A 25,143-nucleotide genomic window follows, 5' to 3' on the forward strand; every position below is an offset into this window, starting at 1 on the left:
CTCTCATCACAAAAGGTCTTGGGGATGCGGTCGGCGCGGTGGCCGGATGTGCGCGAACGGGGGTTGATCGGATACGAAGGCCCTATGGCGGTCTTCGTCGCGCTCGGCGCGTTCCTGATGACGCTGGCCGGCGGTTGGACGGCACAGCGGGTGACCGACCGCCGTCATCTGGTCCTCGGCCTGGCCGGCGGACTGATGCTCGGCGTGGTCGGCCTGGATCTGCTGCCGGAGGCGCTGCACGCGGCCGGCGACGAGGTCTTCGGCGTCCCCGCGGCCCTGCTCCTGTTCGTGGCCGGCTTCCTCCTGGCCCATCTGGTGGAACGCCTGCTGGCCGCCCGCCAGGCCGCACACGGCGGTGCGGAGAGGGACGGCCGGGCGCCCGAGGTGGGCCTGACGGCCGCGGCCGCGATGGTCGGCCACAGCGCCATGGACGGCGTGGCGATCGGCGCGGCCTTCCAGGTGGGCGGCGGCATGGGCACGGCGGTCGCGCTCGCCGTCGTGGCCCACGACTTCGCGGACGGCTTCAACACGTACACGATCACGAGCCTCTACGGGAACGACCGCCGCAGGGCACTGGCCATGCTCGTCGCGGACGCGATGGCCCCGGTGGCGGGCGCCGCCTCGACGTCGTTCGTGACCATCCCGGAGGGCCTGCTCGGCGGCTATCTCGGCCTCTTCGGCGGCGCGCTCCTCTACCTCGCTGCGGCCGAGATCCTCCCCGAGGCCCACCACGAACACCCCGCCCGCTCGACCCTGCTGTGCACGGTCGCGGGCGTGGGATTCATCTGGCTGGTGGTGGGCCTGGCGGGCTGATCCGGCGGCTCTGGAGGGGCTTGCGGAGAGGTCTGCGGAGGGCGTCACAACTTGCCGCCCCGGGTGCCGTCCCGCCGCGCGGGCGCGATGAGGGTGGAGAGATACGGCAGGGGAGCCCCGTCGAGCTCGGCGGCGGGCCGAATGGACTCGGCGTCCAGCCCCAGCGCCGATCCCCATACGGCGTCCTCGATCCGCCCGGTTTCCCTGAGCACCTCGGCCACCTCGGCGGCCTGCCGCCCGAACTTGTAGGCGACGACGGTCCCGGGCCCGTTGAGCGCGTCCTTGAGCACGGCGGAACCGGCGGTGACGGGCACGAGCGTGAGCGGCTCGGTGCCCTCGGTCAGTACGGCCCCCGACCGCGCCGCGAGATCCTGCATGGCGGTGATCCCGGGCACGGTCTCGACGACGACGCCGGGCAGGAGCTCGCCGATGGTGTGGGCGAGGTAGGTGAAGGTGGAGTAGACGTTGGGGTCGCCGATGGTCGCGAAGGCGACGGAGCCGTTGGCACGCAACAACTGCGCGACCCGCTCACCGGCGGCGTCCCACGCGGCCTCGCGGCGGCCGTGATCCGTGCGCTCGTTGAGGGCGAAGACGACCCGTACGACCTTCTCCTGCGGCACGTAGTGCAGCACGGTCGCCTCGGCCCGCCCCCGCTCACCCGTGTCCATGACCGGCACGACGACCACGTCGGCGGCGCGCAGGGCGTTCACGCCCTTGACGGTCACCAGCTCGGGATCCCCGGGCCCGACCCCGACCCCGATCAACCTGCTGCTGCTCATGACGTCCGGCACCTCTCCACGAACCGACGGGCGACACCGGGCTGCGAGGCCCAGTGCGTGTGCAGATAACTCGCGTGCACACCACGCTGTACAAACCCTTCGAGCCGCCGCCGGGGCACCCGCACACCCCACGCGGCCGCGTCCCCGGCCCCCGGCTCCACCACGGTCCGGTGGAACTCGTGCCCCCGCATCCGCGTCCCGGCGACGGCGAGCGAACTGTCGCTCACGGCGACGGCGTCGCGATACCCGAGGGTGAGCTTCTGCTCCATCCGCGCCGAGGCGTCGAGCACCCCGCACATCGGCTGCCCGTCGAGCTCACGGCACAGATACAGCAGCCCGGCACACTCGGCGGCGACGGGAGCGCCGGTCTCTACGAGGGCGGCGACGGCTTTCCGCAGCGGTTCGTTGGCGGACAGCTCGGCGGCGTAGACCTCGGGAAAACCGCCCCCGATGACCAGGCCGACGGTCCCGTCGGGCAGCTGCTCGTCCCGCAGCGGGTCGAAGGTGACGACCTCGGCTCCTGCGGCGGCGAGCAGTTCGGAGTGCTCGGCGTAGGAGAAGGTGAAGGCAGGACCACCGGCGACTGCGACTACCAGCCCGTCCGGCGTTTGAGGACGAGGCCCCTCAAGGGCCGACGGGGGTCTGGGGGCGGAGCCCCCAGGCGGGGTCGAAGGGGTGGCAGCCCCTGGGGACGGGAAGGGTAGGGGCGGCGGGGGCGAGGAACTCAACACCTCAGCCGCATCCCAAGCCGCACACGACAACGCCCCCGCACCCCGCGCCAGCGAAACCAGCCCATCGAGATCACACCCGGCACGGACCTGTTCCGCCATCGCCGCAACGGCGTCCACCGCCTCCCCCCGCCGCTCCGCAACCGGCACCAACCCCAGATGCCGAGAAGGCGTATCCACCTGAGCCACCCGCCGCAGCACCCCGAACACCGGCACCCCGGCCGACTCCAGCGCCTCCCGCAGCAACGCCTCATGACGGTCGGAGGCGACCTTGTTGAGGATCACGCCCCCCACCCGCACCTCGGGATCCCACGACGCGAACCCGTGCACCAGCGCGGCGACGGACCGGGACTGCGACGAGGCGTCGACGACCAGCACCACCGGCGCCCGCAACAGCTTCGCCACATGCGCCGTGGACGCCAGCTCCCCTTCCCCCGCGGCCCCGTCGAACATCCCCATCACCCCCTCCACGACGGCGATGTCACACCCGCGCGCCCCGTGCAGGAACAGCGGAGCCACCAGCTCAGCACCGCACAGATACGCGTCGAGATTCCGCCCCACCCGCCCGCTCGCGAGCGCGTGATACCCGGGATCGATGTAGTCCGGCCCCACCTTGTGCGGAGACACGGCGAGCCCCCGCGCGGCGAACGCGGCCATCAACCCCGTGGCGACGGTGGTCTTCCCGCTGCCGGACGACGGCGCGGCGATGACCAGCCGAGGGACGGAAGACGTCACCACTCGATGCCCCTCTGCCCCTTCTGCCCGGTGTCCATGGGGTGCTTCACCTTGGACATGTCGGTCACGAGATCGGCGAAGTCGACGAGCTTCTCGGGCGCGTTCCGTCCGGTGATGACCACGTGCTGGGTCCCGGGCCGATTCCCGAGCACGTCGAGCACCTCGTCCGTGTCCACCCATCCCCAGTGCATCGGGTAGGCGAACTCGTCGAGCACATACAGCTTGTACGTCTCGGCGGCGAGGTCCCGCTTGACCTGCTCCCAGCCCTCCCGGGCCTTCTCCTCGTTGTCCATCTGGGCATCGCGCTGCACCCAGGACCAGCCCTCACCCATCTTGTGCCAGTCGACGGTCCCGCCCTCGCCGGACGCCCCCAGCACCCGCAGCGCGTTCTCCTCGCCGACCTTCCACTTCGCCGACTTGACGAACTGGAACACCCCGATGGGCCACCCCTGGTTCCAGGCCCGCAGGGCGAGCCCGAAGGCGGCGGTCGACTTGCCCTTGCCCACCCCCGTGTGCACGACCACCAACGGCCGATTACGACGCTGACGAGTCGTCAGCCCGTCGTCCGGCACCACACTCGGCTGTCCCTGCGGCATTACGCGGCCCTCCTCTGTACGTCCTTCACCAGTCCGGCGATCGAGTCGGCCCGCAACTCGTCCAACGTCACCGCGGTACCGCCCAGTTCACCGGCGAGCTGCCCGGCCAGCCCCAGCCGCACGGGCCCGGACTCACAGTCCACGACGACCGAGGCCACGCCCTCCGCCGCGAACAGCCGGGCCGCCCGCCCCGCCAGGGCGACCGGCTCGGGCCCTCCGGTGGCCCGCCCGTCCGTCACCACGACGACCAGCGCCCGCCGCGCGGGATCCCGCAGCCGCTCCACCCGCAGCACCTCATGGGCCCGCAGCAGCCCGGCCGCGAGCGGGGTACGCCCACCGGTCGGCAGCGTCTCCAGCCGGGCCGCCGCCGCGTCCACGGACGACGTCGGCGGCAACGCGACCTCCGCCGCCGAACCCCGGAACGTCACCAGGCCCACCTTGTCCCGCCGCTGATACGCGTCGAGGAGGAGCGACAGCACCGCCCCCTTCACCGCGCTCATCCGCTGCCGGGCCGCCATCGACCCCGAGGCGTCGACGACGAACAGCACGAGATTGCCCTCGCGCCCCTCACGCGTCGCCTGCCGCAGATCGTCCCGCCGGACCACGAGCCCGCGCCCCGACCGCCCCCGCGCCCGCTGATGGGGCGCGGCCGCCTGCACGGTGGCCGCCAGGTGCAGCTTGGTCAAAGCCCCTTGGGGCCGCCGCGCACCGGTGGTGCGCCCGTGCTCGGTCCGCGCCCGCGACCGCCGCCCGGCAGCGCCGTCGCCGAGCCCGGGCACGCTGAGCATCTTGGTGCGGAACGGCTCGGCAGCCCGTGCGGCGGCCTGTTCCCCGGAACCGGCCCCGGACGCCTGCGGCTCGCCGGCGTCCCCTGCCTCCGGCTGCGCGCCGGAATCCCCGTCGGCCTGCGGCCCGTCGGACGACGGCGGCTGGCCACCACCCCCACCCGGCCCATCCGGGTCCGGCTCGTCATCCTCCCCGGAGTCCCCGGAGTCCCCGGAGTCCCCCGAGTCCCCGGACCCGCTGAACTCCTCCAGCGTCTCGTCGAGCTTGTCCTCGTCGAGACCCGGCGCGTCAAAGGGGTTACGGCGCCTGCGGTGCGGCAGCGCGAGCAGCGCGGCCTGCCGCACGTCCTCGGCGAGCACCTCGGTCCGCCCGGCCCACGCGGCCAGCGCGGTCGCCGTCCTCGCCATCACGATGTCGGCCCGCATGCCGTCCACCTCGAACGCGGCACAGGTCGCCGCGATCTGCCGGAGCGCCCCGTCGCCCAGCCGCACCGACGGCAACAACTCCCGTGCGGCGACGATCCGTTGCCGTACGGAGGACTCCTCGTCCGCCCAACGGGCCGCGAACCCGGCCGGGTCGTCGTCGTAGGCGAGCCGCCGCCGTACGACCTCCACCCGCTGGTCCGGCTCCCGCGAGGCCGCGACCTCGACGGTCAGCCCGAACCGGTCGAGCAACTGCGGCCGCAGCTCGCCCTCTTCGGGGTTCATGGTGCCGACCAGCAGGAACTTCGAGGCGTGGCGCACGGAGACGCCCTCGCGCTCGACGTACGACGCCCCCATCGCGGCCGCGTCGAGGAGCAGGTCGACCAGGTGGTCGTGGAGGAGGTTGACCTCGTCGACGTAGAGGATCCCGCGGTGCGCGTCGGCGAGCAGGCCCGGCTCGAAGGCCTTCACGCCCTCCGCGAGCGCCCGCTCGATGTCCAGGGCGCCGACGAGCCGGTCCTCGGAGGCACCGACGGGCAGTTCGACCATGCGGGAGGGGCGCATGCCGCCGTTGCCCACCTCGTGCGGGCCGTCCGGGCAGGACGGGTCCGGCGCGGCGGGGTCACAGGAGAAACGGCAGCCGGGGACGACCGCGACCTCCGGCAGCAGCACCGAGAGCGCGCGCACCGCCGTCGACTTCGCGGTGCCCTTCTCGCCGCGCACCAGCACACCGCCGACCGCCGGTGAGACGGCGTTCAGCAGCAGCGCGAGCCGCAGGTCCTCCTGGCCGACGACGGCCGTGAACGGAAACGGGGTACTCACTTCTCGTCACCCTCCAAGTCGCCCTCGAGCTCCAGGTACGTGGCCCGCAGCCGCTCCAGCGTCTCCGCGTCCGGCTCGGCCCACAGCCCGCGGTCGGCGGCCTCCAGGAGCCGTTCCGTGATGCCCCGCAGCGCCCAGGGGTTGGACTTCTTCATGAAGTCCCGGTTCTCCGCGTCGAAGACGTACTCCGCGCTGAGCTTCTCGTACATCCAGTCGTCGACCACGCCCGCCGTGGCGTCGTAGCCGAAGAGGTAGTCGACGGTCGCCGCCATCTCGAAGGCGCCCTTGTAGCCGTGCCGTCGCATCGCCGCCATCCAGCGCGGGTTGACCACCCGGGCCCGGAAGACCCGGTGGGTCTCCTCACCCAGCGTCCGCGTCTTCACCTGGTCGGGCGTGGCGGAATCGCCCACGTACGCCTCGGGGTTGGTGCCCGTCAGGTGGCGCACCATCGCGACCATGCCGCCGTGGTACTGGAAGTAGTCGTCCGCGTCGACCAGGTCGTGCTCGCGGGTGTCGACGTTCTTCGCGGCGACGTTGATCCGCTTGAACGCCGTCTCCATGTCCCCGCGCGCCGCCCGCCCGTCGAGCCCGCGCCCGTAGGCGTAGCCGCCCCACACCGCGTACACCTCGGCGAGGTCGGCGTCCGAGCGCCAGTTGCGGGCGTCGATCAGCGGCAGCAGACCGGCACCGTACGCCCCCGGCTTGGACCCGAAGATCCGGGCGGTCGCGCGCCGCCGGTCACCGTGCTCGACGGTGTCCTCGTCGGCGTGCGCCTTCACGAAGTTCCGGTCGGCCGGCTCGTCCAGCTCCGCCACCGTGCGGACGGCGTCGTCGATCAGCCCGACGACGTGCGGGAAGGCGTCCCGGAAGAACCCGGAGATCCGGACGGTCACGTCGATGCGGGGCCGCCCGAGCTCCGCCAGGCCGATCACCTCGAAGCCGGTGACCCGCCGCGAGGCGTCGTCCCACACCGGACGGCAGCCGAGGAGCGACAGGATCTCGGCGATGTCGTCGCCCTGCGTGCGCATGGCCGACGTGCCCCAGACGGTCAGCCCCACCGACTTCGGGTACTCACCGGTGTCGGCCAGGTACCGCTGCACCAGCGAGTCGGCGAGCGCCTGTCCGACCTCCCAACTCAGCCTGGACGGGATGGCCTTGGGGTCGACGGAGTAGAAGTTCCGGCCGGTCGGCAGGACGTTGACGAGACCACGGGTCGGGGAGCCGGAAGGCCCCGCCGGGACGTAACCGCCGTCCAGGGCCTTGAGGATGTGCCCGATCTCGTCGGTCGTACGGGCCAGTCTGGGCACGACCTCCGTGCAGGCGAACTCCAACACCGCGACGGCCTCCGGGAGTTCGGTGCCGAGGACGTCACGGACAAGACCGGGCACGGCCGCCGCGTCCCAGGAGACTGCCTCCATGCCCTCCGCGACCCGCCGGCACAGCTGCTCCAGCAGGTCGATCGCGTCGGCGGCCGTCCGCGCGGGACCCTCGACGAGGTCGGACAGCTCCACCGGAACCTTCAGCGGCGCCCCCGGCTCGGCGAGCAACTCCTTCTCCACCAGCCCGAAATGAGCCGCGAAGGAGGCGCGCAGCCCTGGCAGGGCGTTCGCCTGGCCGCCCCACACCTGCGAGGCGCGCAGCACGGCCAGCACGAGGTTGACGCGGGCCTCGTCGACCGGACCGCCCCCGAGGATGTGCAGCCCGTCCCGGATCTGCACGTCCTTGATCTCGCACAGATAGCCGTCGATGTGCATGACGAACTCGTCGAACGCCGTGTCGTCCGGCTGCTCGTCGACATGCAGGTCGTGGTGGAGCTCGGCCGCCTTGACCAGCGTCCAGATCTGCGCGCGGACGGCCGGCGCCTTGGTCGGGTCGAGGTCGGAGACGAGCGCGTACTCGTCGAGCAGTTGCTCCAGCTTGGCGAGGTCGCCGTAGGTGTCGGCCCGCGCCATCGGCGGCACCAGGTGGTCGACGACGGTGGCGTGGCCGCGCCGCTTGGCCTGGGTGCCCTCGCCGGGGTCGTTGACGATGAAGGGGTAGATCAGCGGCAGCTCACCGAGCACCGCGTCCGGAGCACAACCCCCGCTCAGGCCGAGGCCCTTGCCCGGCAGCCACTCCATCGTGCCGTGCTTGCCCATGTGGACGACCGCGTCGGCGCCGAAGGAGTGGTCCAGCCACCGGTACGCGGCCATGTAGTGGTGCGACGGCGGCATGTCCGGGTCGTGGTAGATCGCGATCGGGTTCTCCCCGAAGCCGCGCGGCGGCTGGATCATCACGACGACGTTCCCGAACTGCAGGGAGGCCAGCACGATGTCGTCCCCGTCGACGTAGAGGGAGCCGGGCGGCTCGCCCCACGCGTCCAGCATGGCCTGACGCAGCTGCGGGTCCAGCCGGCCGAACCAGGCCCGGTAGTCGGCGAGCGGCACCCGCGCGGGCGCGGAGGCCAACTGGTCCTCGGTGAGCCACTCGACATCGTGACCGCCGGCCTCGATGAGCCGGTGGATGAGCTCGTCGCCGTTGTCGGGGTACCCCTCGACGACGTACCCGGCATCCCGCAGCGCGTCCAGCACCCGCACCGCCGAGGCGGGCGTGTCCAGGCCCACCGCGTTGCCGACCCGGGAGTGCTTGGTCGGATACGCGGTGAAGACCAGCACGAGCTTCTTCTCGGCGTTCGGCTTGTGCCGCAACTCCGCGTGCCGTACGGCGATCCCGGCGACCCGCGCCGCCCGCTCCGGGTCGGCCACGTACACCGGGACGTCGTCGGGGCCCTGCTCCTTGAAGGAGAACGGCACGGTGATCAGCCGTCCGTCGAACTCCGGGATCGCGACCTGCATGGCCGCGTCCATGGGGGACAGGGCCGCGTCGGACTCGTCCCAGACCGCCCTGGACGTTGTCAGGCAGAGCCCTTGCAGCACGGGCACGTCGAGGTCGGCCAGCGCCCCGATGTCCCAGGCCTCCTCGTCACCGCCGGCCGAGGCCTGCGAGGCGTGGGTACCGCCGGCGGCGAGGACGGTGGCGACGAGTGCGTCGGCCCGGGCGAGGATCTCGTAGAGCGCGGGGTCCGCCCCGCGCAGTGAACCGCAGTACACGGGAAGGGCGTTGGCGCCCTTCGCCTCGATTGCCTCGCACAGGGTGTCCACGAAGCCGGTGTTGCCGCTCAGCTCGTGGGCCCGGTAGAAGAGCACGCCGACGGTGGGGCGGCCTTCCACGAGAGCGGGGTCACCGTGGACGCCGTACTCCGGCATCTTCTGCGGCTCGACGAACCCCTCGCCGGTCAGCAGCACGGTGTCGGACAGGAACCGGGCGAGTTCCTCCAGGTTGGCGGGCCCGCCCTCGACGAGGTACTTGAGCGCCTCGGCCACCACACCGGCCGGTACGGACGACTCGGCCATCAACTCGGCGTCGGGAACGGCCTCTCCGCCCAGCAGCACGGTCGGGATGCCCGAAGTCTTCAGCGCGGCGAGCCCGTCCTCCCAGGCCCGCTTGCCGCCGAGCAGCCGTACGACGGCGATGTCCGCGCCCTCGATCAGCGCCGGCAGCTCCTGCGCGACATCGACCCGGGTCGGGTTCCCGATCCGGTACGAGGCGCCGGAAGCGGCCCGGGCCGCCAACAGGTCCGTGTCGGCGGTGGACAACAACAACACTGTGCTCATGCGGGCGCTCCCGGTGGAATGAAAGGCAGTCCTTGCGGCGCGCCGGACTCGATGAGCCGCCACAGCGCGTCCGTGTCCGCGTGCTGTTCGATCAGGTCGCCGAGCCGGTCGAGTTGCTCCTCGCGCAGCGCGGCGAACGACGTGTCGTGGGCCGGCACGAACCGGCGGCCCGCGGCGGCCGCCACCTCCCGCAGGAAGGCCCGCCGGAAACCGTCCGACTCCAGAGAGCCGTGCCAGTGGGTCCCCCAGGTCTGGCCGACCCGGCAGCCGTCCAGACTGTGTCCTTTGTCATCAGAGATGAACGCTTGGCCCCCGTGGATGTCGGCGACCCCGTGATGGATCTCGTACCCCGCGACGGGCTCGCCGAGGGCTTCGCCCTCCGGCCGGGTCAGGGTCTTCTCCCGCGCGAACCGCACCCTGACGGGCAGGGCCCCGAGCCCCTCGACGTGCCCCTGGCGGCTCTCGACCTCGTCCTCGATGTGCTCGCCGAGGATCTGGAAGCCGCCGCAGATGCCGAGGACGGGCCGCTGCTCGGCGACCCTGCGCCCGATGGCCTCCGCGAGCCCCCGCTCCCGCAGCCACTGAAGTGCCCGTACCGTCCCACGGGTTCCCGGAATCACGACGAGGTCGGCGTCGGCCAGTTCCTCGGGCCGGTCCACGAACCGCACCACGACACCGGGTTCGGCGGCCAGGGCGTCGACGTCCGTGAAGTTGGACATCAGCGGGATCGCGCACACGGCGACCCGCAGCACATCCTCCCCGAGGGGAGGAGCCGTGTTCGACTCCCGGACCGTCCCCCGCAGGGACACCCGCAGCCCGTCCTCCTCGTCGATCCCGAGGCCGTGCCGGAAGGGCAGCACGCCGTAGGTGTGCCGCCCGGTGAGTCCGTGGAGCATGTCGAGCCCGGGTTCCAGGAGGCTGACATCCCCCCGGAACTTGTTCACCAGGAACCCGGCGACGAGCTTCTGGTCCTCTTCCGAGAGCAGCGCGACGGTCCCGAAGAAGGAGGCGAAGACGCCCCCGCGGTCGATGTCGCCCACGACCAGCACGGGCAGCCCGGCGTTGCGGGCGATCCCCATGTTGACGATGTCGGTCCGCCGCAGGTTGATCTCGGCCGGGCTCCCCGCCCCCTCACAGATCACCGCGTCATACGTGCCCCGCAACTCGGCGAGACAGTCGAGCACGGTCCCGAGGAGCTGCTGCTGCCGCCCCCCGTGATAGCCCCGGGCGCTCAGTTCACCGACCGGCTTGCCGAGCAGCACGACCTGACTGCTCTGCTCGCCACCGGGCTTGAGCAGCACGGGATTCATCAGCGCGGTCGGCTCGATGCGGCAGGCCTGCGCCTGCATGGCCTGGGCCCGCCCGATCTCCGCGCCCTCCCTCGTCACGAACGAGTTGAGGGACATGTTCTGCGCCTTGAACGGCGCGACCTTCACCCCCTGCCGCACCAGCCACCGGCAGATCCCCGCGGTGACGACACTCTTGCCGGCGTCCGAGGTGGTACCGGCGACGAGAAGCCCTCCGCCACTCATGCGCTGCGCCCCTTCACGAAGGCCCGCGCGGCGACACCGACGCCGAGCGCGAGCAGCCCGACGCGCCGCGACAGCCGCGCGGCACGCTCGATGTCGTACATGGCGACGGCGCGCCCCTCCTGATGCAGCACCGGCCGGTGCTCGACCCGCCCCGCGTACGAGAGGGTCCCCCCGAGCCGGACACCCAGTGCCCCCGCGAACGAGGCTTCGACGGGCCCGGCGTTGGGGCTCGGATGCCTGTGCGCATCCTCCCGCCAGGCCCGCACGGCACCCCGGGGATCGTCTCCGGCCGCGGCGGCGAGTACGGCGGTGAGCCGCGCCCCCGGCCACCCGGCGAGGTCGTCGAGCCGGGCGGAAGCCCACCCGAAACGCCGGTACCGGGGCGACTTGTGCCCCACCATGGCGTCCAGCGTGTTCACGGCCCGGAATGCGAGCAGCCCCGGCACCCCGCCGACGGCACCCCACACCAGCGCCCCCACGACGGCGTCGGACGTGTTCTCGGCCACGGACTCCACGACCGCCCGGGCGATCCCGTCGGCATCGAGGGCCTGCGGATCCCGCCCGCACAGATGGGGCAGCCGCTCCCGGGCCGCCTCGACGTCCCCCGCCTCAAGCGCCCGCCCGATGACCCGGGCCTCCCGTACGAGGGAAGTCCCGCCCACGACGGCCCAGGTGGCGGCGCCGGTGAGCACGACGGAGGCAGCACGGGAGGGACGTACGACATGCTCCGCGACAGCGCCGAGCGCCACCGCACCGCCCACGCACACGGCGGTGTGCAGCGCGCCCCACCCCCGGTGGTCCCGCCACAGCACCCGCTCCACGGCTCCGGCGGCCCGCCCGAACGCGGCGACCGGATGCCCACGACGGGGGTCACCGAGCAGAAGGTCACCGATCAGACCGGCGGCGGCGCCGTACGCGAAAACGCGATCGGCACGCATCGGGTCAGCCGATCACAAGGTCGTTCACGTACCGGGTACCGCTGGTGGATCGGCAGGCGAGCATCGCGTCATGTCCTCACTCAGGGTGTCCACGCCCTGGTTCGACGAGTCCGGCGGCGAGAGTTCCTGGCTCCCGGGGTTGTCTACCCCGGTGACAGTGGCGGGACCGCGCCGGATTCGCACCGGCTTCCTCTTCTGCCGCCGTAAATGGCTCCGGCAGTCCACCACGGGCCTTCGAGACCCGTCAACTTGTTGTTGACCTGCGGCGGGAGAGTGTGCAGAACCCCACATCGCCGGTCATGAAAGACGGCCGGGCGGGCGCGGAACTGGAAGTTCCGCGCCCGCCCGGCCGTCGAGTGACGGGGTTCCGTCAGGCCATGATCAGGCCACGATCAGAGAGATCCCGTACGCCACCGCCGCCGCGCACGCCGCGAAGCAGGCGTAGGCGCCGGTGACCGCGAGCGTGGCCGAGCCGCCCTGGGCCGTGGCCCGCTCCTGGCGGGACAGGCCCATGATGCCGAGGGTGAACAGGGCCACGAGGCCCACGGTGACGACGAGGCTGACGCCGAAGACGGAGCCGAGTGCTTCCCAGTCGATCTTCATGGTGAGGCTTCCTTAGGAGGGGGGCTCAGACGGCGGCCGGCGGGGCGGCCGGTTCCGTCGCGGCGGCCGGGGCGGGGGCCGGAGCCGGGATCGTGGCGGTGAGGCCCTCGGTCACGGTGCCCGTGGGCGGCGGGGTCACGGCGGCGATCGCCGTGGTCACCACGCCGGCCGGCTCGTCGGTGTGGTTGACGTTGGACGCGTCCACGACCTCGCGCCGGGAGATCTTCCAGATCGCCGCGCTGGAGGCGACGAGGAAGACCGCCACGAGCGCCGTACCCCAGTCGCCGAGGTTCGTGACCGACTCGGCCAGGGCGCCCACCAGGGCCGCCGCCGGGAGCGTCAGGCCCCAGGCCACGAACATCCGCGTGGCCGTCGACCAGCGGACGACCCCGCCCTTGCGGCCGAGGCCCGCGCCCATCACCGAACCGGAGACGGAGTGCGTGGTGGAGAGGGAGAAGCCGAGGTGGGAGGAGGCCAGGATGACGGTGGCCGCGCTGGTCTGGGCGGCGAAGCCCTGCTGCGGCTGGAGGTCGGTCAGGCCCTTGCCCATGGTGCGGATGATGCGCCAGCCGCCGAGGTAGGTGCCGAGCGCGATGGCGAGACCCGCGGAGAGGATGACCCAGGTGGGCGGGTCGGAGTCGGGGGCGACGACGCCGCCGGCGACCAGGGCGAGGGTGATGATGCCCATCGTCTTCTGCGCGTCGTTGGTGCCGTGGGCCAGCGAGACCAGGCCGGCCGAGGCGATCTGTCCGGTGCGGTAGCCCTTCGCGGCGGCCTTGCCGTCGGCCTTCTTGCCCAGCGTGTAGGAGAGCCGGGTGGCCAGCATGGCGGCGACACCCGCGACGATCGGGGCGGCGACGGCGGGGATGAGGACCTTGGTGACGAGCGCGTCGCCGTGCACCGCGCCCATGCCCGCCGAGGCGATGGTGGCGCCGATCAGACCGCCCATCAGGGCGTGCGAGGAACTGGAGGGCAGACCCACCAGCCAGGTCAGCAGGTTCCAGAGGATCGCGCCGACCAGGGCGGCGAAGATGACCTCGGGACGGATGCCGGTCTCGTCGACGAGACCCTTGGAGATCGTGTTGGCGACCTCCACCGAGAGAAAGGCGCCCACAAGGTTCAGCACGGCGGACATGGCCACCGCGACCTTGGGCTTGAGCGCACCGGTCGAGATGGTGGTGGCCATCGCGTTGGCGGTGTCGTGAAAACCGTTCGTGAAATCGAACGCGAGTGCGGTGACGACCACAATCGCGAGGATCAGCGAGAAGTTTTCCATTTACCCAGGCAATCGTTCGAGGTCATTGGCAGATTGAAGGTAGGTAACCTGGATGAACGGAAGGTGAACTGGGGCGGGCGGCACGGTGACCGGAATCTTCTGCTATCCCCGCGTCGAACCCCGCGGCCCCCGCGCGACCCGTACGCCCCATGGCTACGCCCCGACGGCGAACCTCTTGAGCTGTCGTGCCGACCCGTTGAAGAGATTTTGGTCACCGTGTAGCTCACCGGCCGGCGCCCGGTGAGCCGCTTCACCTCGTCACTGAACGACCTGATCGGTCATGCCGTGGCACTTCTGCTTCTTGCCGTACGGGTTGTATGCGATGTCCAGTGCCGGCGGCAGGGTCCGGCCGTCCGCGGACCAGGCTGTCCGGCAGTGCGAAGTGGTACGCCCCGAGCAGGATGCCGACTCGGTCGCCTTGACGTAGACGAACCTGGCGCCCTTGGCTCTGGCCTGCTGCCAGGTGTGCACGCCCGGAAACGCGCCCCCTGGCGCCCCGCCTGGCAGGATCACGGCATGGCTGAGGAACGGCAGAAATCATCGGGCGAGGCGGACGCGTGGGGCGAGTTGGTCGACACGGCCCGCCGGACGGTCGCCGAAGGACTGGTCGTCGGCACCTCCGGCAACGTCTCGGTGCGCGTCGGGAACACGGTCCTGGTCACCCCGTCCGGCGTCCCCTACGACCGTCTCACCCCGGACGACGTGACCGGCGTCGACCTGGAGGGCCGTCAGGTCCTGGGCACCCTGGTCCCCACGAGCGAACTCCCCATGCACCTGGCGGTCTACCGCAACACCGACGCCCGCGCGATCGTCCACACCCACGCGGTGCACGCCACGGCCGTCTCCACGCTCGTGCCCGAACTCCCCCCGATCCACTACATGACCGGCGCCCTCGGCGGCCCCGTCCGGGTCGCCCCCTACGCCACCTACGGAACCGACGAGTTGGCCGAGAACATGCTCCACGCCCTCGCCGACCGCTCCGCCTGCCTCCTCCAGAACCACGGCACGATCACCTACGGCTCCACCCTCACCCAGGCCTACGACCGCACGGCCCAGCTGGAATGGATGTGCCACCTGTGGCTCACGGCCCGATCGGTACCGGGCCTGACCCCGAACCTCCTGACGGAGCGACAGGTCGAGGAGGCGGGGGAGCGGTTGCGGGGGTACGGGCAGCGTGGTTAGGGGGTGCCGGGTCGGGTTGTCGGGCGGCTGCGGGCCGGTGGGGGCTGGTCGCGCAGTTCCCCGCGCCGCTAAGGGGTTGCAGTCACCTGCGCCAGGACGCCCACCCGGGGCCGCCGCAGGCGTTCAGGGGCGCGGGGAACTGCGCAGAACGCCCGCCCCCACCGAACCCGCACCCGCAACCGAACCCGCACAGGCACCCGCCCACTGGCCCCACCCCGCCTCCCCCGCGACACTGAAGACGTGCGCACTGTCAAAGCGACGGCCGCTGCCGTCACCGCAGCCCTGGCCGCCGGCGCCGCCGGAATCGTCGTCGGGAGGATCGCCAGCGACGCCGGACTGAAGGCGCCCGCGGGCCGCCCGCTGCCCGGCGAACCCCGGCTCACCGTCCACTCCACCGCAGCGGGCCGCATCGCCCTCACACGGGACCTCGCCGCCCTCCGCCCCGGCACCTACGGCCTCGCCGGCGACGACTCCCACGCCGTCGTGGGCCCCGTCCTCGCCACGGAACCGCACTCCGCCGACACCGTCGTCCGCCGCCTGGAACGCGTCACCCACGGCACCCTGAAACCCGGCGACAAGGTCTGGCTCACCCCGACCACGCACGTCGGCGACCCGAAGTCCGCCCTCGGCCTCGACCACACCGACATCGACATCCCGGGCGAACTCGGCTCCCTGCCCGCCTGGTTCGTGCCCGGCGCGAGGGACACCTGGGTCATCGCGGTGCACGGCCTCGGTGCGACCCGCGAACACGCCCTGAACATCATGGAGTTCCTGCACCGCCACCGCTTCCCGGTCCTCACCCCCGCCCACCGCGGCGACACCGGCGCCCCCCGCCCGCCGGACGGCCTGAACCACTTCGGCGAGACCGAGTGGCGCGACCTGGACGCGGCGATGCGCTACGCCGTCGCCAACGGCGCCCGCCAACTCGTGCTCCACGGCTGGTCCACCGGCGCCACCATGGCCCTGCGCGCCGCCGCCCGCTCGGGCCTGCGCGACCACGTCAAGGGGCTCGTCCTGGACTCCCCGGTCCTCAGCTGGGAGCGGACCCTGCGCGCCCTCGCAACGGCCCGTCACACCCCCGGTGTCCTCCTGCCCCTCGCGGTGCGCGCGGCACAGGGCCGCACCGGCCTGTACGCGAACCAGGAGAACAGGGCCGAGCACCGGACCGAAGACAGCGGCCCCGACCGGCCCCCGCCGCCCACCCTGATATTCCACGGCCCTGACGACACGCTCGCCCCCTGGGACCTCTCCCGCCGTCTCGCCGCCACCCACCCCGACCGGATCACCCTCCACACGGTCCGCCAGGCCCCCCACGCGGCGATGTGGAACGCCGACCCGAGCGCCTACGAAGAGACACTGCGCCGTTTCCTCACCCCCCTGATGTGACCTTCGGGCGCCCCCGCCCCACAGGTTCCGTTTAAGCCCGTACCACTGGCCTGATCTCGGTGTATGCCCCTCCGCGTGGCGCCGGCACCGGCCCTCCCCGGCGCCCGCGGTGACATTCCGTTTGGGTTTTCGGACCGTCAACCGGAAGACTGCACCCGTGACGTCCCGTATCCCGCGCGACTCCAGGCTCCGACTCGTCCGCCCGCGACCCCTGGCCGCCGCCCCCACAGCAGTGAACCAACGGCGCCCACGGCGCCCCGCGCCGCGGCCCCCGGAGGGCACACCGGCCCCGGCGGTACTGGCCAGAATGGCGCGCTCCGGTCTTGCCGACGCGGCCCGCGTGGCGCACTGGGCCGACGGCGCCCTGGGCCCCGGCAGGGACGGCGCGGGCTCCGACGGCAACGGCACCCTCTCCGACGAATCCGCCGCTCGCGCGGCCGCGGCCCTGGGTCTGACCGTCGCTCAGGTCCGCGCCGACTGGGACACCGCCCGCCTCGCCGGCCTCGTCGAGGTGCACGGGGACAGCGCCCGCCCTGGCTGGCGGCTGCGCGCCTGGGACCGCGACGACAGTGCCGTACTGCGCGGCTGGGTCGCCCTCTTCGACGCCTGGTCGCTCGCCTTCCCGGAACCCGGCGACCGCGAGCCCGCCGCCGTCGCCGAGGTCGTCTCGGCCATGCCCCAGGTGCTGTCCTTCCTGCAGCTGTCCGCCGGCCCCGTGCCCGTCGAACAGCTCCTGGACCTCCTGGAGCAGCGCGTCACCGAACTGCGCACCGAGCGCTGCGAGATCCCCTACGGCCCGCAGCCGGAGCCCGTGGAGGAGCCCGAGGCGGCGAACACTCAGGACGCCCCCCTCGCCCCCCTTCTCGACTGGGCCCTGCGCGCCCTCGCCTCCGTCGGCGCCCTGACCTACGGCGACGGCCAGGCCACCCTCACCCCGCTCGGCAACTGGGCGGTGTGGGTCAAGCTGGAGCAGATCTGCGTCGCCGCGCAGAGCCCGGCGGGCAACATCGAGGTCGCCGCCGAGGAGATGCTGCGCGGCTGCGCCCAGCTGCGGCCCAACGCGGCCCGCGCCGAGTACCGCGCCTGGCTCGCCGCCCGCCCCGTCGGCAGCGCCGTCACCGAGCTGCTCGACGCCGCCCGCGGCGACGACGCCCTGCTGCGCGGCCTCGCCTTCGAGGCCCTGCGGGTGGTCGGCGCCCCCGCCGAGCCCGACGTGCGCTCCGTGGCCGACGAGCCCACCCTGCGGCCGTACGCCCTGCTGTGGCTGGCCGAGCACGACGGGATCGACCCGGAGGACGCCCACGAGGTCCTCACCCGGCAGGAGGCCACCTGGCTGTGGGTCGACACCGCGGCCGCCGTCGCCGACCACGGCGAGGCCCCGATGCTGGTGCGGCACCTGGAATCCGCCCTCCAGCCGACCGTCCCTCAACTGCTCGACGAGGTACGGGCGGTGGGCCACCCGCGCACCGTGCAGGTCCTGGTCGCCCTCGCCGCCGCGCACCCCGACCCGTCCCTCGCCAAGGCCGTACGCCGCGCCGCCTTCCAGGTGCACACCGGAGGGTGAGTCAGGCGCGTATCTCCGGTGCGTACGTCCCGAAGCTCCACACATTGCCCTCGGCGTCCCGGGCCATGTAGTCCCGGGAGCCGTAGTCCTGGTCCGTCGGGGGCATCAGGATCTCCGCGCCGTGCTCCACGGCGCGGCGGTGGTGCGCGTCGACGTCGTCCACGACGATGTACACCCCCACCGGGCCCGCGTCCTTCATCAGCTTGTCGTAGGCGCTGCCGGTGCCCTTCGAACCGAGCATCACCGCGCCGTTGCCCTGCACCAGCTCCGCGTGGGTCACCAGGCCGTCCTCGCCCTCGTACACCGCCAGCTCGGTGAAGCCGAAGGCCTCCGTCAGCTGCTCGATCGCCGCCTTCGCGTCCGCGTACAGCAGTGCCGGGTAGATGCTCGGACGCCCACCGCTCGTGCCTGCCATGCCGATCACTCCCTTGTGACGAGACTGGCCAGAAGCCGCGAATCCCCTGTGCCGTCCAGTCTCGCAGCGGCCACTGACAACGGCCTCCCAGCAGGCAGAAGCCTCAGCGGAAGGTGTCGCAGCGTGCCATGTCGCCGGACTCGTAGCCCTGCCGGAACCAGCTCTGCCGCTGCTGCGCCGAGCCGTGGGTCCACGACTCCGGTGTCACCCGCCCCTGGAACCGCTCCTGGATCCGGTCGTCGCCCACGGCCGCCGCCGCGTCCAGACCGTCGGCGATGTCCGCGTCCGTGAGACGCGTGATGAGCGGCCGCCCCGTCGACTCGTCCTTCGTCGTGGTCGCGTGACGGGCCCACACCCCGGCGTAGCAGTCCGCCTGGAGCTCCACCCGCACCCCGTTGCTGTCCGCGCCGGTCTGACCGTCCTGCGACCGGCTCAGCGTGCCCATCAGGTCCTGCACGTGATGTCCGTACTCGTGCGCCACCACGTACGCCTGCGCGAACGGCCCGCCACTGGCCCCGAACTTCGACCGCAGCTCGTCGAAGAACCCCAGATCGAGATAGACCTTCCGGTCGCCCGGGCAGTAGAACGGCCCGACCGCCGACGTCGCCGACCCGCACGCGGTGCCGACCTGCTCACCGAAGAAGTACGTGGGGGAGCGGGTGTACGTGGCGCCGCGCCGCTCGAACTCCTGGTCCCAGTAGTCCTGCACGCTGTTGACCACCGCCACGATCCGGCAGTCGTCGCGCGTGTTCGCGTCCTGCCCGGTCCGGCAGCTCCGCTCGACCTCGGAGAGGCCGGAGGCCGTGGCCGCGGGCTGCCCCCCGCTGTCGGTGAGCCCGAGCTGGTCGGGACCGACGCCGAGGAAGAGCCCGAGGAGCAGGACGACCAGCCCGCCGATGCCACCACCGATCGTCGCCCTGCCGCCCGGGATGCGGCTGCCGCGCACGTCCTGCACCTCGGAGGTGTCCAAACTGGCGTCGTCGTCGAACTGCATGCGGACACCGCCCTCTGCGCTCACCGGCCCCCCGCGGGGCATCCTCGACGGGACCGACCGGATACCCGGAGCGAGACCAACCGAACACCCGAACCCAGAAAAAGTGCTTGCACGCCCCCGTTAGACTTGGCCCATGGCCATTCTCCTCGCGCATTAGACGGCGGGAACGTCCTCAGCCGCCCACCCGTCAATCCCGAATCCGCCCTGGAGTCTGTCCGTGATCTCCGCCTCCGGTATCGAGCTGCGCGCCGGCGCCCGAGTCCTCATCGAGTCCGCCACCTTCCGAGTCGCCAAGGGCGACCGCATCGGCCTGGTCGGCCGCAACGGCGCGGGGAAGACCACCCTCACCAAGTGCCTGGCCGGCGAGGGCATCCCCGCCGCCGGCCAGATCACCCGCTCCGGCGAGGTCGGCTACCTCCCGCAGGACCCCCGCACCGGTGACCTCGACGTACTCGCCCGCGACCGCATCCTCTCCGCGCGCGGCCTCGACATCCTGCTGAAGAAGATGCGCGACAACGAACAGCGCATCGCCAACGGCCAGGGCGCCACCCGCGAGAAGGCGCTCCGGCAGTACGAGCGCCAGGAGACGGAGTTCCTCACCAAGGGCGGGTACTCCGCCGAGGCCGAGGCCGCCACCATCGCCGCCGCGCTGAACCTCCCCGACCGGGTCCTCGGCCAGCCGCTGCACACCCTCTCCGGTGGTCAGCGCCGCCGTATCGAACTGGCCCGGATCCTGTTCTCCGACGCCGACACCCTGCTCCTCGACGAGCCGACCAACCACCTCGACGCCGACTCGATCATCTGGCTGCGCGACTACCTCAAGACCTACCGCGGCGGCTTCATCGTGATCTCCCACGACGTCGACCTCGTCGAGACGGTCGTCAACAAGGTGTTCTACCTGGACGCCAACCGCGCCCAGATCGACGTCTACAACATGGGCTGGAAGCTCTACCAGCAGCAGCGCGAGGCCGACGAGAAGCGCCGCAAGCGCGAGCGGCAGAACGCCGAGAAGAAGGCCGCCGCCCTGCACTCGCAGGCCGACAAGATGCGCGCCAAGGCCACCAAGACGGTCGCCGCGCAGAACATGGCCAAGCGCGCCGACCGGCTGCTCGCCGGCCTCGACGCGGTGCGCCAGCAGGACAAGGTCGCCAAGCTGCGCTTCCCCGAGCCCGCGCCCTGCGGCAAGACCCCGCTGATGGCGGAGGGCCTGTCGAAGTCGTACGGCTCGCTGGAGATCTTCACCGACGTCGACCTGGCCATCGACAAGGGCTCACGCGTGGTCATCCTGGGCCTCAACGGCGCGGGCAAGACCACCCTGCTGCGCCTGCTCGCCGGGACCGAGCAGCCGGACACCGGCGCGGTCGTGCCGGGCCACGGCCTCAAGCTCGGCTACTACGCCCAGGAGCACGAGACCCTCGACCCGGAGCGCACGGTCCTGGAGAACATGCGCTCGGCGGCCCCGGACCTCGACCTGGTCGAGGTGCGCAAGACGCTCGGCTCGTTCCTGTTCTCCGGCGACGACGTCGACAAGCCGGCCGGCGTCCTGTCCGGCGGCGAGAAGACCCGGCTCGCGCTCGCCACCCTGGTCGTCTCCTCGGCGAACGTCCTGCTCCTCGACGAGCCCACCAACAACCTCGACCCGGCCAGCCGCGAGGAGATCCTCGGCGCGCTGCGCACCTACAAGGGTGCTGTCGTCCTGGTCACCCACGACGAGGGCGCCGTCGAGGCGCTCCAGCCGGAGCGGATCATCCTGCTGCCGGACGGCGTCGAGGACCTGTGGGGCGCCGACTACGCGGATCTGGTCGCCCTCGCCTGAGTGAGCGCCGCTTGATCGAAAGCGTGATCCACGACGTGATCAACGGCGTATGGATCATTCGGCCCACCGGTGATCCACCATCTGTGTGAGATCTCCTCGTACCGAGGTGTGTCCTACATCGATTTCACGGCCGAGTCCTTTATCGACAAGGGCTCGGCCGTCGCACGTCTCTGACCTGGCACTTCACGAAGGAACCCGTTCGGCGGTACGAACGCGCCCGGGTGGAATCACAGATTCCGCATGTGGGGACCCGCTCCTGTCGTCAAAACCATGTCTTACGGACCTTGCCGAATGGGTGGCCATGAACGCTCGGAGGGGTGATCATGAGAGGACCAGAGCGCACTTCCCATGAGGAGGACCGGGTGGCCGAGACTCTGAAGAAGGGCAGCCGGGTAACCGGCGTCGCGCGCGACAAGCTCGCGGCAGACCTGAAGAAGAAGTACGACTCCGGTGCGAGCATTCGGGCACTGGCCGAGGAAACCGGCCGCTCGTATGGCTTCGTACACCGGATGCTCAGCGAATCGGGCGTCACGCTCCGTGGGCGTGGCGGGGCGACGCGGGGCAAGAAGGCCGCGTCGTCCTGAGCCGGGCGGCCCATCGGCTTCGATGGTGGCCACCCGGTCGGTCGGTTGACCGACCGGGTGGTTACTGTGCAGTCACTTAGCTGTGCCGTCCTGCGGCACGGAGGATGACCGCACTCATCGGAGGCGCCCCATGGCGACGTCCAGCCAGGACAGCCAGGAACTCGTTCCCCTGCTCGACAAGGACGGCGTACGGCTCACCGTCGAGGACACCCTCGCCACGGTGACGCTGACCAACCCCGCCAAGCGCAACGCGCAGAGCCCTGCTCTGTGGCGGGCGCTCGCCGAGGCCGGCCGGCTGCTGCCGGGCTCCGTCCGGGTCGTGGTGCTGCGTGGCGAAGGCAAGTCCTTCTCCGCGGGGCTCGACCGGCAGATGTTCACGCCCGAGGGGATCGAGGGCGAGCCGTCGTTCATCGACCTCGCCCGCAGTGGTGACGCCGAACTCGACGCCGCCATCGCCGAGTTCCAGGAGGGCTTCACCTGGTGGCGGCGCAGTGACGTCGTGTCCATCGCCGCCGTGCAGGGGCATGCCATCGGGGCGGGCTTCCAGCTGGCCCTCGCCTGTGACCTGCGCGTCGTCGCCGACGACGTGCAGTTCGCCATGCGCGAGACCAGCCTCGGCCTGGTCCCCGACCTCACCGGCACCCACCCCCTGGTGGGCCTCGTCGGATACGCCCGGGCGCTGGAGATCTGCGCCACCGGGCGCTTCGTGACGGCCGAGGAGGCCGTGAGCACCGGCCTCGCCAACCTCGCCGTACCCGTCGACCAGCTCGAGGGCGCCGTGAAGGACCTGGCGGCCGCACTTCTGTCCGCCCCCCGCGACGCGGTCATCGAGACCAAGGCGCTGCTGCGCGGCGCCCAGGACCGCACCTACGACGAGCAGCGCGGCGCCGAGCGCGCGGCCCAGACCCGACGCCTGCGTGACCTCGCCGGAGTCGGCGAGTAGATCCGGTCGTCGAGTAGATCTAGACGAGGGCCGTCACCAGGACGGCCACCGTCGGAGCGTCCGACAGCGCCGCTCCCACGGCGGCGCGGACCTCCCGGGCCACGTCCAGGGCCCGGCGGTCCGCGCCCACCGCCAGTTCGACGCGGACGTGGCGGCGTGGCAGCGAGCCGCCCCCGGTCTCCCGGTCCTCGATGTGCACGGGCCGCCCCAGCAGACCGGTCAGCCCGACCACACCGGGCACCGCCAGCGCGGCGACCCCGGCCAGGGTCTCGTCGCCCGGCCCCGTCTCGGCGGGACGCGGCGGCTCGGGCGCCCGTACGGGGGAGCGTTCCGCGCCCTCGTCCAGCAGGGCCGTCACCCGCAGGTCCACCTCGCCGATCTCCAGCCCCAGCAGCCCCGTGGCCGCCCCGGCGAGTGCCGTACGCAGCAGCTCCGCCGTCACCGGCAGCGGCTGTGCGGGCGTGGCCTCGAACTCGGCCGTGAGCCGCAGCGGGCCGGGCGGCAGCGCGCTCGGCGGCGCCGGGACGGCGGGCTCGTGCGTGTCCTCCGGACGGGCGAGCCCGATGCGCACCTGGCCCAGCCGTACCCCCGGAAGGTCTTCGGCGGCGGCCCGCAGCACCGTCCGGGCCGCCTCCTCGGAGATCCACGCGCCGTCGCGCGGTCCGCCCAGGGGCAGCAGCCTGCCCAGCCCCAGCTGATGCCGCACCGTCCGTGCCCACTGCTCCGCCGTCATTCCTCCAGCCTGCCGCATCTCCGGCGCGCGATCGCGCCAGCGCGCTTACGGTGGTCGAAGGAGGACGACCGAAAGGGGTGACGGCGATGAGCGACATGACGCAGAGCACCGAGGTGGAGCCGCAGGCGCAGCTTCACAAGACCACCAGGCGCGGCGGCGGCGACCCGGCGACCCGTGGGCGGACCACCATCGCCGACGGGGTCGTGGAGAAGATCGCCGGACTCGCGGCACGGGACGTCCTGGGCGTCCACGCCATGGGCAGCGGGCTGAGCCGCACCTTCGGGGCGGTACGGGACCGGGTGCCCGGCGGTTCGAAGTCCGCCACCCGCGGGGTCAAGGTCGAGGTCGGCGAGGTGCAGACCGCGCTCGACCTGGAGATCGTCGTCGACTACGGCGTCTCGATCGCGGACGTGGCCAAGGCGGTGCGGGAGAACGTCATCGCCGCGGTGGAGCGGATGACCGGTCTGGAGGTCGTCGAGGTCAATGTCGCGGTGAGCGATGTGAAGCTGCCCGACGAGGAGGACGAGGAGCCGGAGTCCCGGCTCCAGTAGCCCGCCCACAGCTTGATGGACCTGTAGGGAGCGCACGATGAGCATGGCCGTGGTCGGCATGATCGCCGGCATGGCGCTGGGCTTCGCGGGGTATTTCGGCGGGTTCGGCGCCTTCCTGCTGGTGGCGGCGCTGGGCGCCATCGGCTTCGTCGTCGGCCGGTTCCTGGAGGGGGACCTGGAGGTCGGCGATCTCTTCCGCACCCGTGACGAGCGTCGCGACCGGCGGCGATGACGTCCGTGAGCACCCAGGCCGGCGCGCCGGACGCGCTCAGCGGACCCCTGACCACGACCGCCGTTCCACCCGGTGACCGAGGGGCGACGAGGATCGCCGACCGGGTGGTCGCGAAGGTCGCGGGACAGGCGGCCCGTGAGGCGGTCGGAGAACTCCCCGCCGCGGCGGAACCCCCGTACGCCACCGTCGTGGTCCACCACGAGAACGCCCGGATCCGCATGCACCTCGAACTCGACTACCCCTGCGACATCGGCGCGCGATGCCGTCAGGTGCGTCAGCACGTGGTCGAGCGGGTAGCCGCGTTGGTGGGTATGGAGGTGTCGGAGGTCGCCGTCCAGGTGGAGCGGCTGTATCCGACACACGGCGCGGCACAGGGGAGGACGCGATGAGCGAGCCCCAGGGCTCGGAAGGCACCACACGGCGACTGCCGGTCATCGAGCGGGTGGCGGAACCGGACCGGCGCGACCCGGCCGGGTACGGACCACCGCCCGTCCCGGACGCCGGGACGGGCGGCGGCGAACGCCGATTCTGGTCGGCGCGCAGGGTTCCGGCCGCCCTCGTCGCCCTGCTGCTCCTGCTCGGCGCGGGCATCTTCCTGTACGACATCGCGGCCGTCCGGGCTCACCGGCCGGCCATGCACTGGCGCCGCGAACTCTCCCGGCAACTCGCCGCACGCCCCCTGGACGACACCTGGGTCCTGATCGGCGCCGGCGTGGCCGCGGCCCTGGGCCTGTGGCTGATCGTCCTGGCCGCCACACCGGGTCTGCGCCGCGTCCTCCCGATGCGCCGCACCCACCCCGACGTCCGCGCCGGCCTCCACCGGGACGCGGCCGCCATGGTCCTGCGCGACCGGGCCATGGAGGTGGCCGGCGTCCAGTCCGCACGCGTACGGGTGAAGCGGAAGAAGGCCGACGTCCGCGCGGTCTCCCACTTCCGTGAACTGGACGACGTACGCGACGACCTGGACGTGACCCTCACCGAGGCGATCAGGGGACTGGGTCTGGCCCGGCCCCCCGCCCTGTCGGTGCACGTGACGCGGACGACCCGGAAGAAGGGCTGA

At 72.2% G+C, this 25,143-nt stretch carries 23 protein-coding genes, 1 pseudogene and 1 riboswitch; of the genes and pseudogenes, 11 read left to right on the plus strand and 13 right to left on the minus strand.

The features are described 5' to 3' along the window. Nucleotides 1-84: 84 nt before the first annotated feature. Nucleotides 85-813 carry a ZIP family metal transporter gene (locus ACZ39I_RS06020; RefSeq protein ID WP_467243163.1) on the plus strand — a complete coding sequence of 243 codons (729 nt, stop codon included), beginning with the start codon at nucleotides 85-87 and terminating at the stop codon, nucleotides 811-813. A 44-nt stretch (nucleotides 814-857) separates the two neighbouring features. Here ACZ39I_RS06020 and cobI read toward each other — a convergent pair whose 3' ends face one another. From cobI to ACZ39I_RS06070, 10 genes and pseudogenes are all read right to left on the minus strand, one after another. Further along, the gene (gene cobI / locus ACZ39I_RS06025) at nucleotides 858-1,604 is read right to left on the minus strand and encodes a precorrin-2 C(20)-methyltransferase (RefSeq protein ID WP_352390458.1); all 747 of its coding nucleotides are present in this window, start codon (nucleotides 1,602-1,604) and stop codon (nucleotides 858-860) included. After that, on the minus strand, nucleotides 1,589-3,055 hold the full coding sequence (locus ACZ39I_RS06030; protein ID WP_467243164.1) for a cobyrinate a,c-diamide synthase: 1,467 nt from the start codon (nucleotides 3,053-3,055) through the stop codon (nucleotides 1,589-1,591). Before ACZ39I_RS06030 ends, cobI begins: the two co-directional genes overlap by 16 nt. Then, the gene (gene cobO, locus ACZ39I_RS06035) at nucleotides 3,052-3,651 is read right to left on the minus strand and encodes a cob(I)yrinic acid a,c-diamide adenosyltransferase (RefSeq protein ID WP_451474137.1); all 600 of its coding nucleotides are present in this window, start codon (nucleotides 3,649-3,651) and stop codon (nucleotides 3,052-3,054) included. The genes ACZ39I_RS06030 and cobO overlap by 4 nt, the downstream gene beginning before the upstream one ends. Then, a complete protein-coding gene (locus ACZ39I_RS06040; protein WP_467243167.1) occupies nucleotides 3,651-5,681 on the minus strand; it encodes a putative cobaltochelatase in 2,031 nt (676 codons plus the stop codon). The genes cobO and ACZ39I_RS06040 overlap by 1 nt, the downstream gene beginning before the upstream one ends. Then, nucleotides 5,678-9,334: a cobaltochelatase subunit CobN gene (gene cobN, locus ACZ39I_RS06045; protein ID WP_467243170.1), complete on the minus strand. Its 3,657-nt coding sequence runs from the start codon at nucleotides 9,332-9,334 to the stop codon at nucleotides 5,678-5,680. The genes ACZ39I_RS06040 and cobN overlap by 4 nt, the downstream gene beginning before the upstream one ends. Continuing rightward, entirely contained in the window at nucleotides 9,331-10,866 is a 1,536-nt protein-coding gene (locus ACZ39I_RS06050) for a cobyric acid synthase (protein ID WP_467243173.1), read from the minus strand. The genes cobN and ACZ39I_RS06050 overlap by 4 nt, the downstream gene beginning before the upstream one ends. Next, on the minus strand, nucleotides 10,863-11,804 hold the full coding sequence (locus ACZ39I_RS06055) for a cobalamin biosynthesis protein (protein ID WP_467243175.1): 942 nt from the start codon (nucleotides 11,802-11,804) through the stop codon (nucleotides 10,863-10,865). The genes ACZ39I_RS06050 and ACZ39I_RS06055 overlap by 4 nt, the downstream gene beginning before the upstream one ends. A 101-nt stretch (nucleotides 11,805-11,905) precedes the next feature. Beyond that, a riboswitch (cobalamin riboswitch) is annotated at nucleotides 11,906-12,045 on the minus strand. Nucleotides 12,046-12,185: 140 nt separating this feature from the next. Next, entirely contained in the window at nucleotides 12,186-12,407 is a 222-nt protein-coding gene (locus ACZ39I_RS06060; RefSeq protein WP_352390451.1) for a hypothetical protein, read from the minus strand. A gap of 25 nt (nucleotides 12,408-12,432) precedes the next feature. Then, nucleotides 12,433-13,683, minus strand: coding sequence for an inorganic phosphate transporter (locus ACZ39I_RS06065; protein ID WP_467243178.1), 1,251 nt, complete (start codon nucleotides 13,681-13,683; stop codon nucleotides 12,433-12,435). Between the two features lie 215 nt (nucleotides 13,684-13,898). Further along, nucleotides 13,899-14,046 (minus strand): annotated as a pseudogene (locus ACZ39I_RS06070) (hydrolase); the annotation flags it as partial. A gap of 153 nt (nucleotides 14,047-14,199) precedes the next feature. Here ACZ39I_RS06070 and ACZ39I_RS06075 point away from each other — a divergent pair. The 3 genes from ACZ39I_RS06075 (at nucleotide 14,200) to ACZ39I_RS06085 (ending at nucleotide 17,815) form a co-directional block, all read left to right on the plus strand. Beyond that, nucleotides 14,200-14,865: a class II aldolase/adducin family protein gene (locus ACZ39I_RS06075; RefSeq protein ID WP_467243181.1), complete on the plus strand. Its 666-nt coding sequence runs from the start codon at nucleotides 14,200-14,202 to the stop codon at nucleotides 14,863-14,865. Between the two features lie 240 nt (nucleotides 14,866-15,105). Further along, nucleotides 15,106-16,251 (plus strand): alpha/beta hydrolase, encoded by a 1,146-nt coding sequence (locus ACZ39I_RS06080; RefSeq protein ID WP_467243182.1) that lies wholly within the window; start codon nucleotides 15,106-15,108, stop codon nucleotides 16,249-16,251. A gap of 157 nt (nucleotides 16,252-16,408) precedes the next feature. Then, on the plus strand, nucleotides 16,409-17,815 hold the full coding sequence (locus ACZ39I_RS06085) for a hypothetical protein (RefSeq protein ID WP_467243183.1): 1,407 nt from the start codon (nucleotides 16,409-16,411) through the stop codon (nucleotides 17,813-17,815). Between the two features lies 1 nt (nucleotide 17,816). Here ACZ39I_RS06085 and ACZ39I_RS06090 read toward each other — a convergent pair whose 3' ends face one another. After that, complete coding sequence (locus ACZ39I_RS06090) at nucleotides 17,817-18,230, minus strand: VOC family protein (RefSeq protein ID WP_403658239.1); 414 nt, start codon at nucleotides 18,228-18,230, stop codon at nucleotides 17,817-17,819. Between the two features lie 103 nt (nucleotides 18,231-18,333). Beyond that, entirely contained in the window at nucleotides 18,334-19,224 is an 891-nt protein-coding gene (gene ypfJ / locus ACZ39I_RS06095; protein ID WP_451477298.1) for a KPN_02809 family neutral zinc metallopeptidase, read from the minus strand. A 217-nt stretch (nucleotides 19,225-19,441) separates the two neighbouring features. Between ypfJ and ACZ39I_RS06100 the strand changes: the two genes are divergently transcribed. The 3 genes from ACZ39I_RS06100 to ACZ39I_RS06110 all read left to right on the plus strand — a co-directional run bounded on the left by ACZ39I_RS06100 (nucleotide 19,442) and on the right by ACZ39I_RS06110 (nucleotide 22,567). Further along, on the plus strand, nucleotides 19,442-21,040 hold the full coding sequence (locus ACZ39I_RS06100; RefSeq protein ID WP_424881079.1) for an ABC-F family ATP-binding cassette domain-containing protein: 1,599 nt from the start codon (nucleotides 19,442-19,444) through the stop codon (nucleotides 21,038-21,040). A 362-nt stretch (nucleotides 21,041-21,402) separates the two neighbouring features. After that, nucleotides 21,403-21,624, plus strand: a complete 222-nt coding sequence (locus tag ACZ39I_RS06105; RefSeq protein ID WP_280887789.1) for a helix-turn-helix domain-containing protein — start codon at nucleotides 21,403-21,405, stop codon at nucleotides 21,622-21,624. Nucleotides 21,625-21,754: 130 nt separating this feature from the next. Continuing rightward, nucleotides 21,755-22,567, plus strand: a complete 813-nt coding sequence (locus ACZ39I_RS06110) for an enoyl-CoA hydratase/isomerase family protein (protein ID WP_467243186.1) — start codon at nucleotides 21,755-21,757, stop codon at nucleotides 22,565-22,567. A 19-nt stretch (nucleotides 22,568-22,586) separates the two neighbouring features. On the opposite strand, the gene ACZ39I_RS06115 is transcribed toward ACZ39I_RS06110, so the two are convergent. Beyond that, a complete protein-coding gene (locus ACZ39I_RS06115; protein ID WP_467243188.1) occupies nucleotides 22,587-23,300 on the minus strand; it encodes a nucleopolyhedrovirus P10 family protein in 714 nt (237 codons plus the stop codon). 86 nt (nucleotides 23,301-23,386) lie between these two features. On the opposite strand from ACZ39I_RS06115, the gene ACZ39I_RS06120 reads away from it, so the two are divergent. Genes ACZ39I_RS06120 through ACZ39I_RS06135 form a run of 4 tightly spaced genes read left to right on the plus strand, consistent with a single transcriptional unit; the run spans nucleotide 23,387 to nucleotide 25,143 of the window. After that, nucleotides 23,387-23,851 carry an Asp23/Gls24 family envelope stress response protein gene (locus ACZ39I_RS06120; RefSeq protein WP_467243191.1) on the plus strand — a complete coding sequence of 155 codons (465 nt, stop codon included), beginning with the start codon at nucleotides 23,387-23,389 and terminating at the stop codon, nucleotides 23,849-23,851. A 37-nt stretch (nucleotides 23,852-23,888) separates the two neighbouring features. Further along, nucleotides 23,889-24,083 carry a hypothetical protein gene (locus tag ACZ39I_RS06125; RefSeq protein ID WP_451477294.1) on the plus strand — a complete coding sequence of 65 codons (195 nt, stop codon included), beginning with the start codon at nucleotides 23,889-23,891 and terminating at the stop codon, nucleotides 24,081-24,083. After that, nucleotides 24,080-24,472, plus strand: a complete 393-nt coding sequence (locus ACZ39I_RS06130; protein WP_467243194.1) for an Asp23/Gls24 family envelope stress response protein — start codon at nucleotides 24,080-24,082, stop codon at nucleotides 24,470-24,472. The genes ACZ39I_RS06125 and ACZ39I_RS06130 overlap by 4 nt, the downstream gene beginning before the upstream one ends. After that, nucleotides 24,469-25,143 carry a DUF6286 domain-containing protein gene (locus tag ACZ39I_RS06135; RefSeq protein ID WP_467243196.1) on the plus strand — a complete coding sequence of 225 codons (675 nt, stop codon included), beginning with the start codon at nucleotides 24,469-24,471 and terminating at the stop codon, nucleotides 25,141-25,143. The genes ACZ39I_RS06130 and ACZ39I_RS06135 overlap by 4 nt, the downstream gene beginning before the upstream one ends.

This window comes from Streptomyces sp. NPDC024687, assembly GCF_055559055.1.

Bases quoted from the DNA above. Each gene is read 5' to 3' on its own strand.
- ACZ39I_RS06065 (WP_467243178.1), bottom strand. From the start codon at position 13,683: ATGGAAAACTTCTCGCTGATCCTCGCGATTGTGGTCGTCACCGCACTC.
- ACZ39I_RS06090 (WP_403658239.1), bottom strand. From the start codon at position 18,230: ATGGCAGGCACGAGCGGTGGGCGTCCGAGCATCTACCCGGCACTGCTG.
- ACZ39I_RS06115 (WP_467243188.1), bottom strand. From the start codon at position 23,300: ATGACGGCGGAGCAGTGGGCACGGACGGTGCGGCATCAGCTGGGGCTG.
- ACZ39I_RS06075 (WP_467243181.1), top strand. From the start codon at position 14,200: ATGGCTGAGGAACGGCAGAAATCATCGGGCGAGGCGGACGCGTGGGGC.
- cobO (WP_451474137.1), bottom strand. From the start codon at position 3,651: ATGCCGCAGGGACAGCCGAGTGTGGTGCCGGACGACGGGCTGACGACT.
- ACZ39I_RS06135 (WP_467243196.1), top strand. From the start codon at position 24,469: ATGAGCGAGCCCCAGGGCTCGGAAGGCACCACACGGCGACTGCCGGTC.
- ACZ39I_RS06060 (WP_352390451.1), bottom strand. From the start codon at position 12,407: ATGAAGATCGACTGGGAAGCACTCGGCTCCGTCTTCGGCGTCAGCCTC.
- ACZ39I_RS06110 (WP_467243186.1), top strand. From the start codon at position 21,755: ATGGCGACGTCCAGCCAGGACAGCCAGGAACTCGTTCCCCTGCTCGAC.
- cobN (WP_467243170.1), bottom strand. From the start codon at position 9,334: ATGAGCACAGTGTTGTTGTTGTCCACCGCCGACACGGACCTGTTGGCG.
- ACZ39I_RS06125 (WP_451477294.1), top strand. From the start codon at position 23,889: ATGAGCATGGCCGTGGTCGGCATGATCGCCGGCATGGCGCTGGGCTTC.
- ypfJ (WP_451477298.1), bottom strand. From the start codon at position 19,224: ATGCAGTTCGACGACGACGCCAGTTTGGACACCTCCGAGGTGCAGGAC.
- ACZ39I_RS06020 (WP_467243163.1), top strand. From the start codon at position 85: ATGGCGGTCTTCGTCGCGCTCGGCGCGTTCCTGATGACGCTGGCCGGC.
- ACZ39I_RS06120 (WP_467243191.1), top strand. From the start codon at position 23,387: ATGAGCGACATGACGCAGAGCACCGAGGTGGAGCCGCAGGCGCAGCTT.
- ACZ39I_RS06050 (WP_467243173.1), bottom strand. From the start codon at position 10,866: ATGAGTGGCGGAGGGCTTCTCGTCGCCGGTACCACCTCGGACGCCGGC.
- ACZ39I_RS06130 (WP_467243194.1), top strand. From the start codon at position 24,080: ATGACGTCCGTGAGCACCCAGGCCGGCGCGCCGGACGCGCTCAGCGGA.
- ACZ39I_RS06055 (WP_467243175.1), bottom strand. From the start codon at position 11,804: ATGCGTGCCGATCGCGTTTTCGCGTACGGCGCCGCCGCCGGTCTGATC.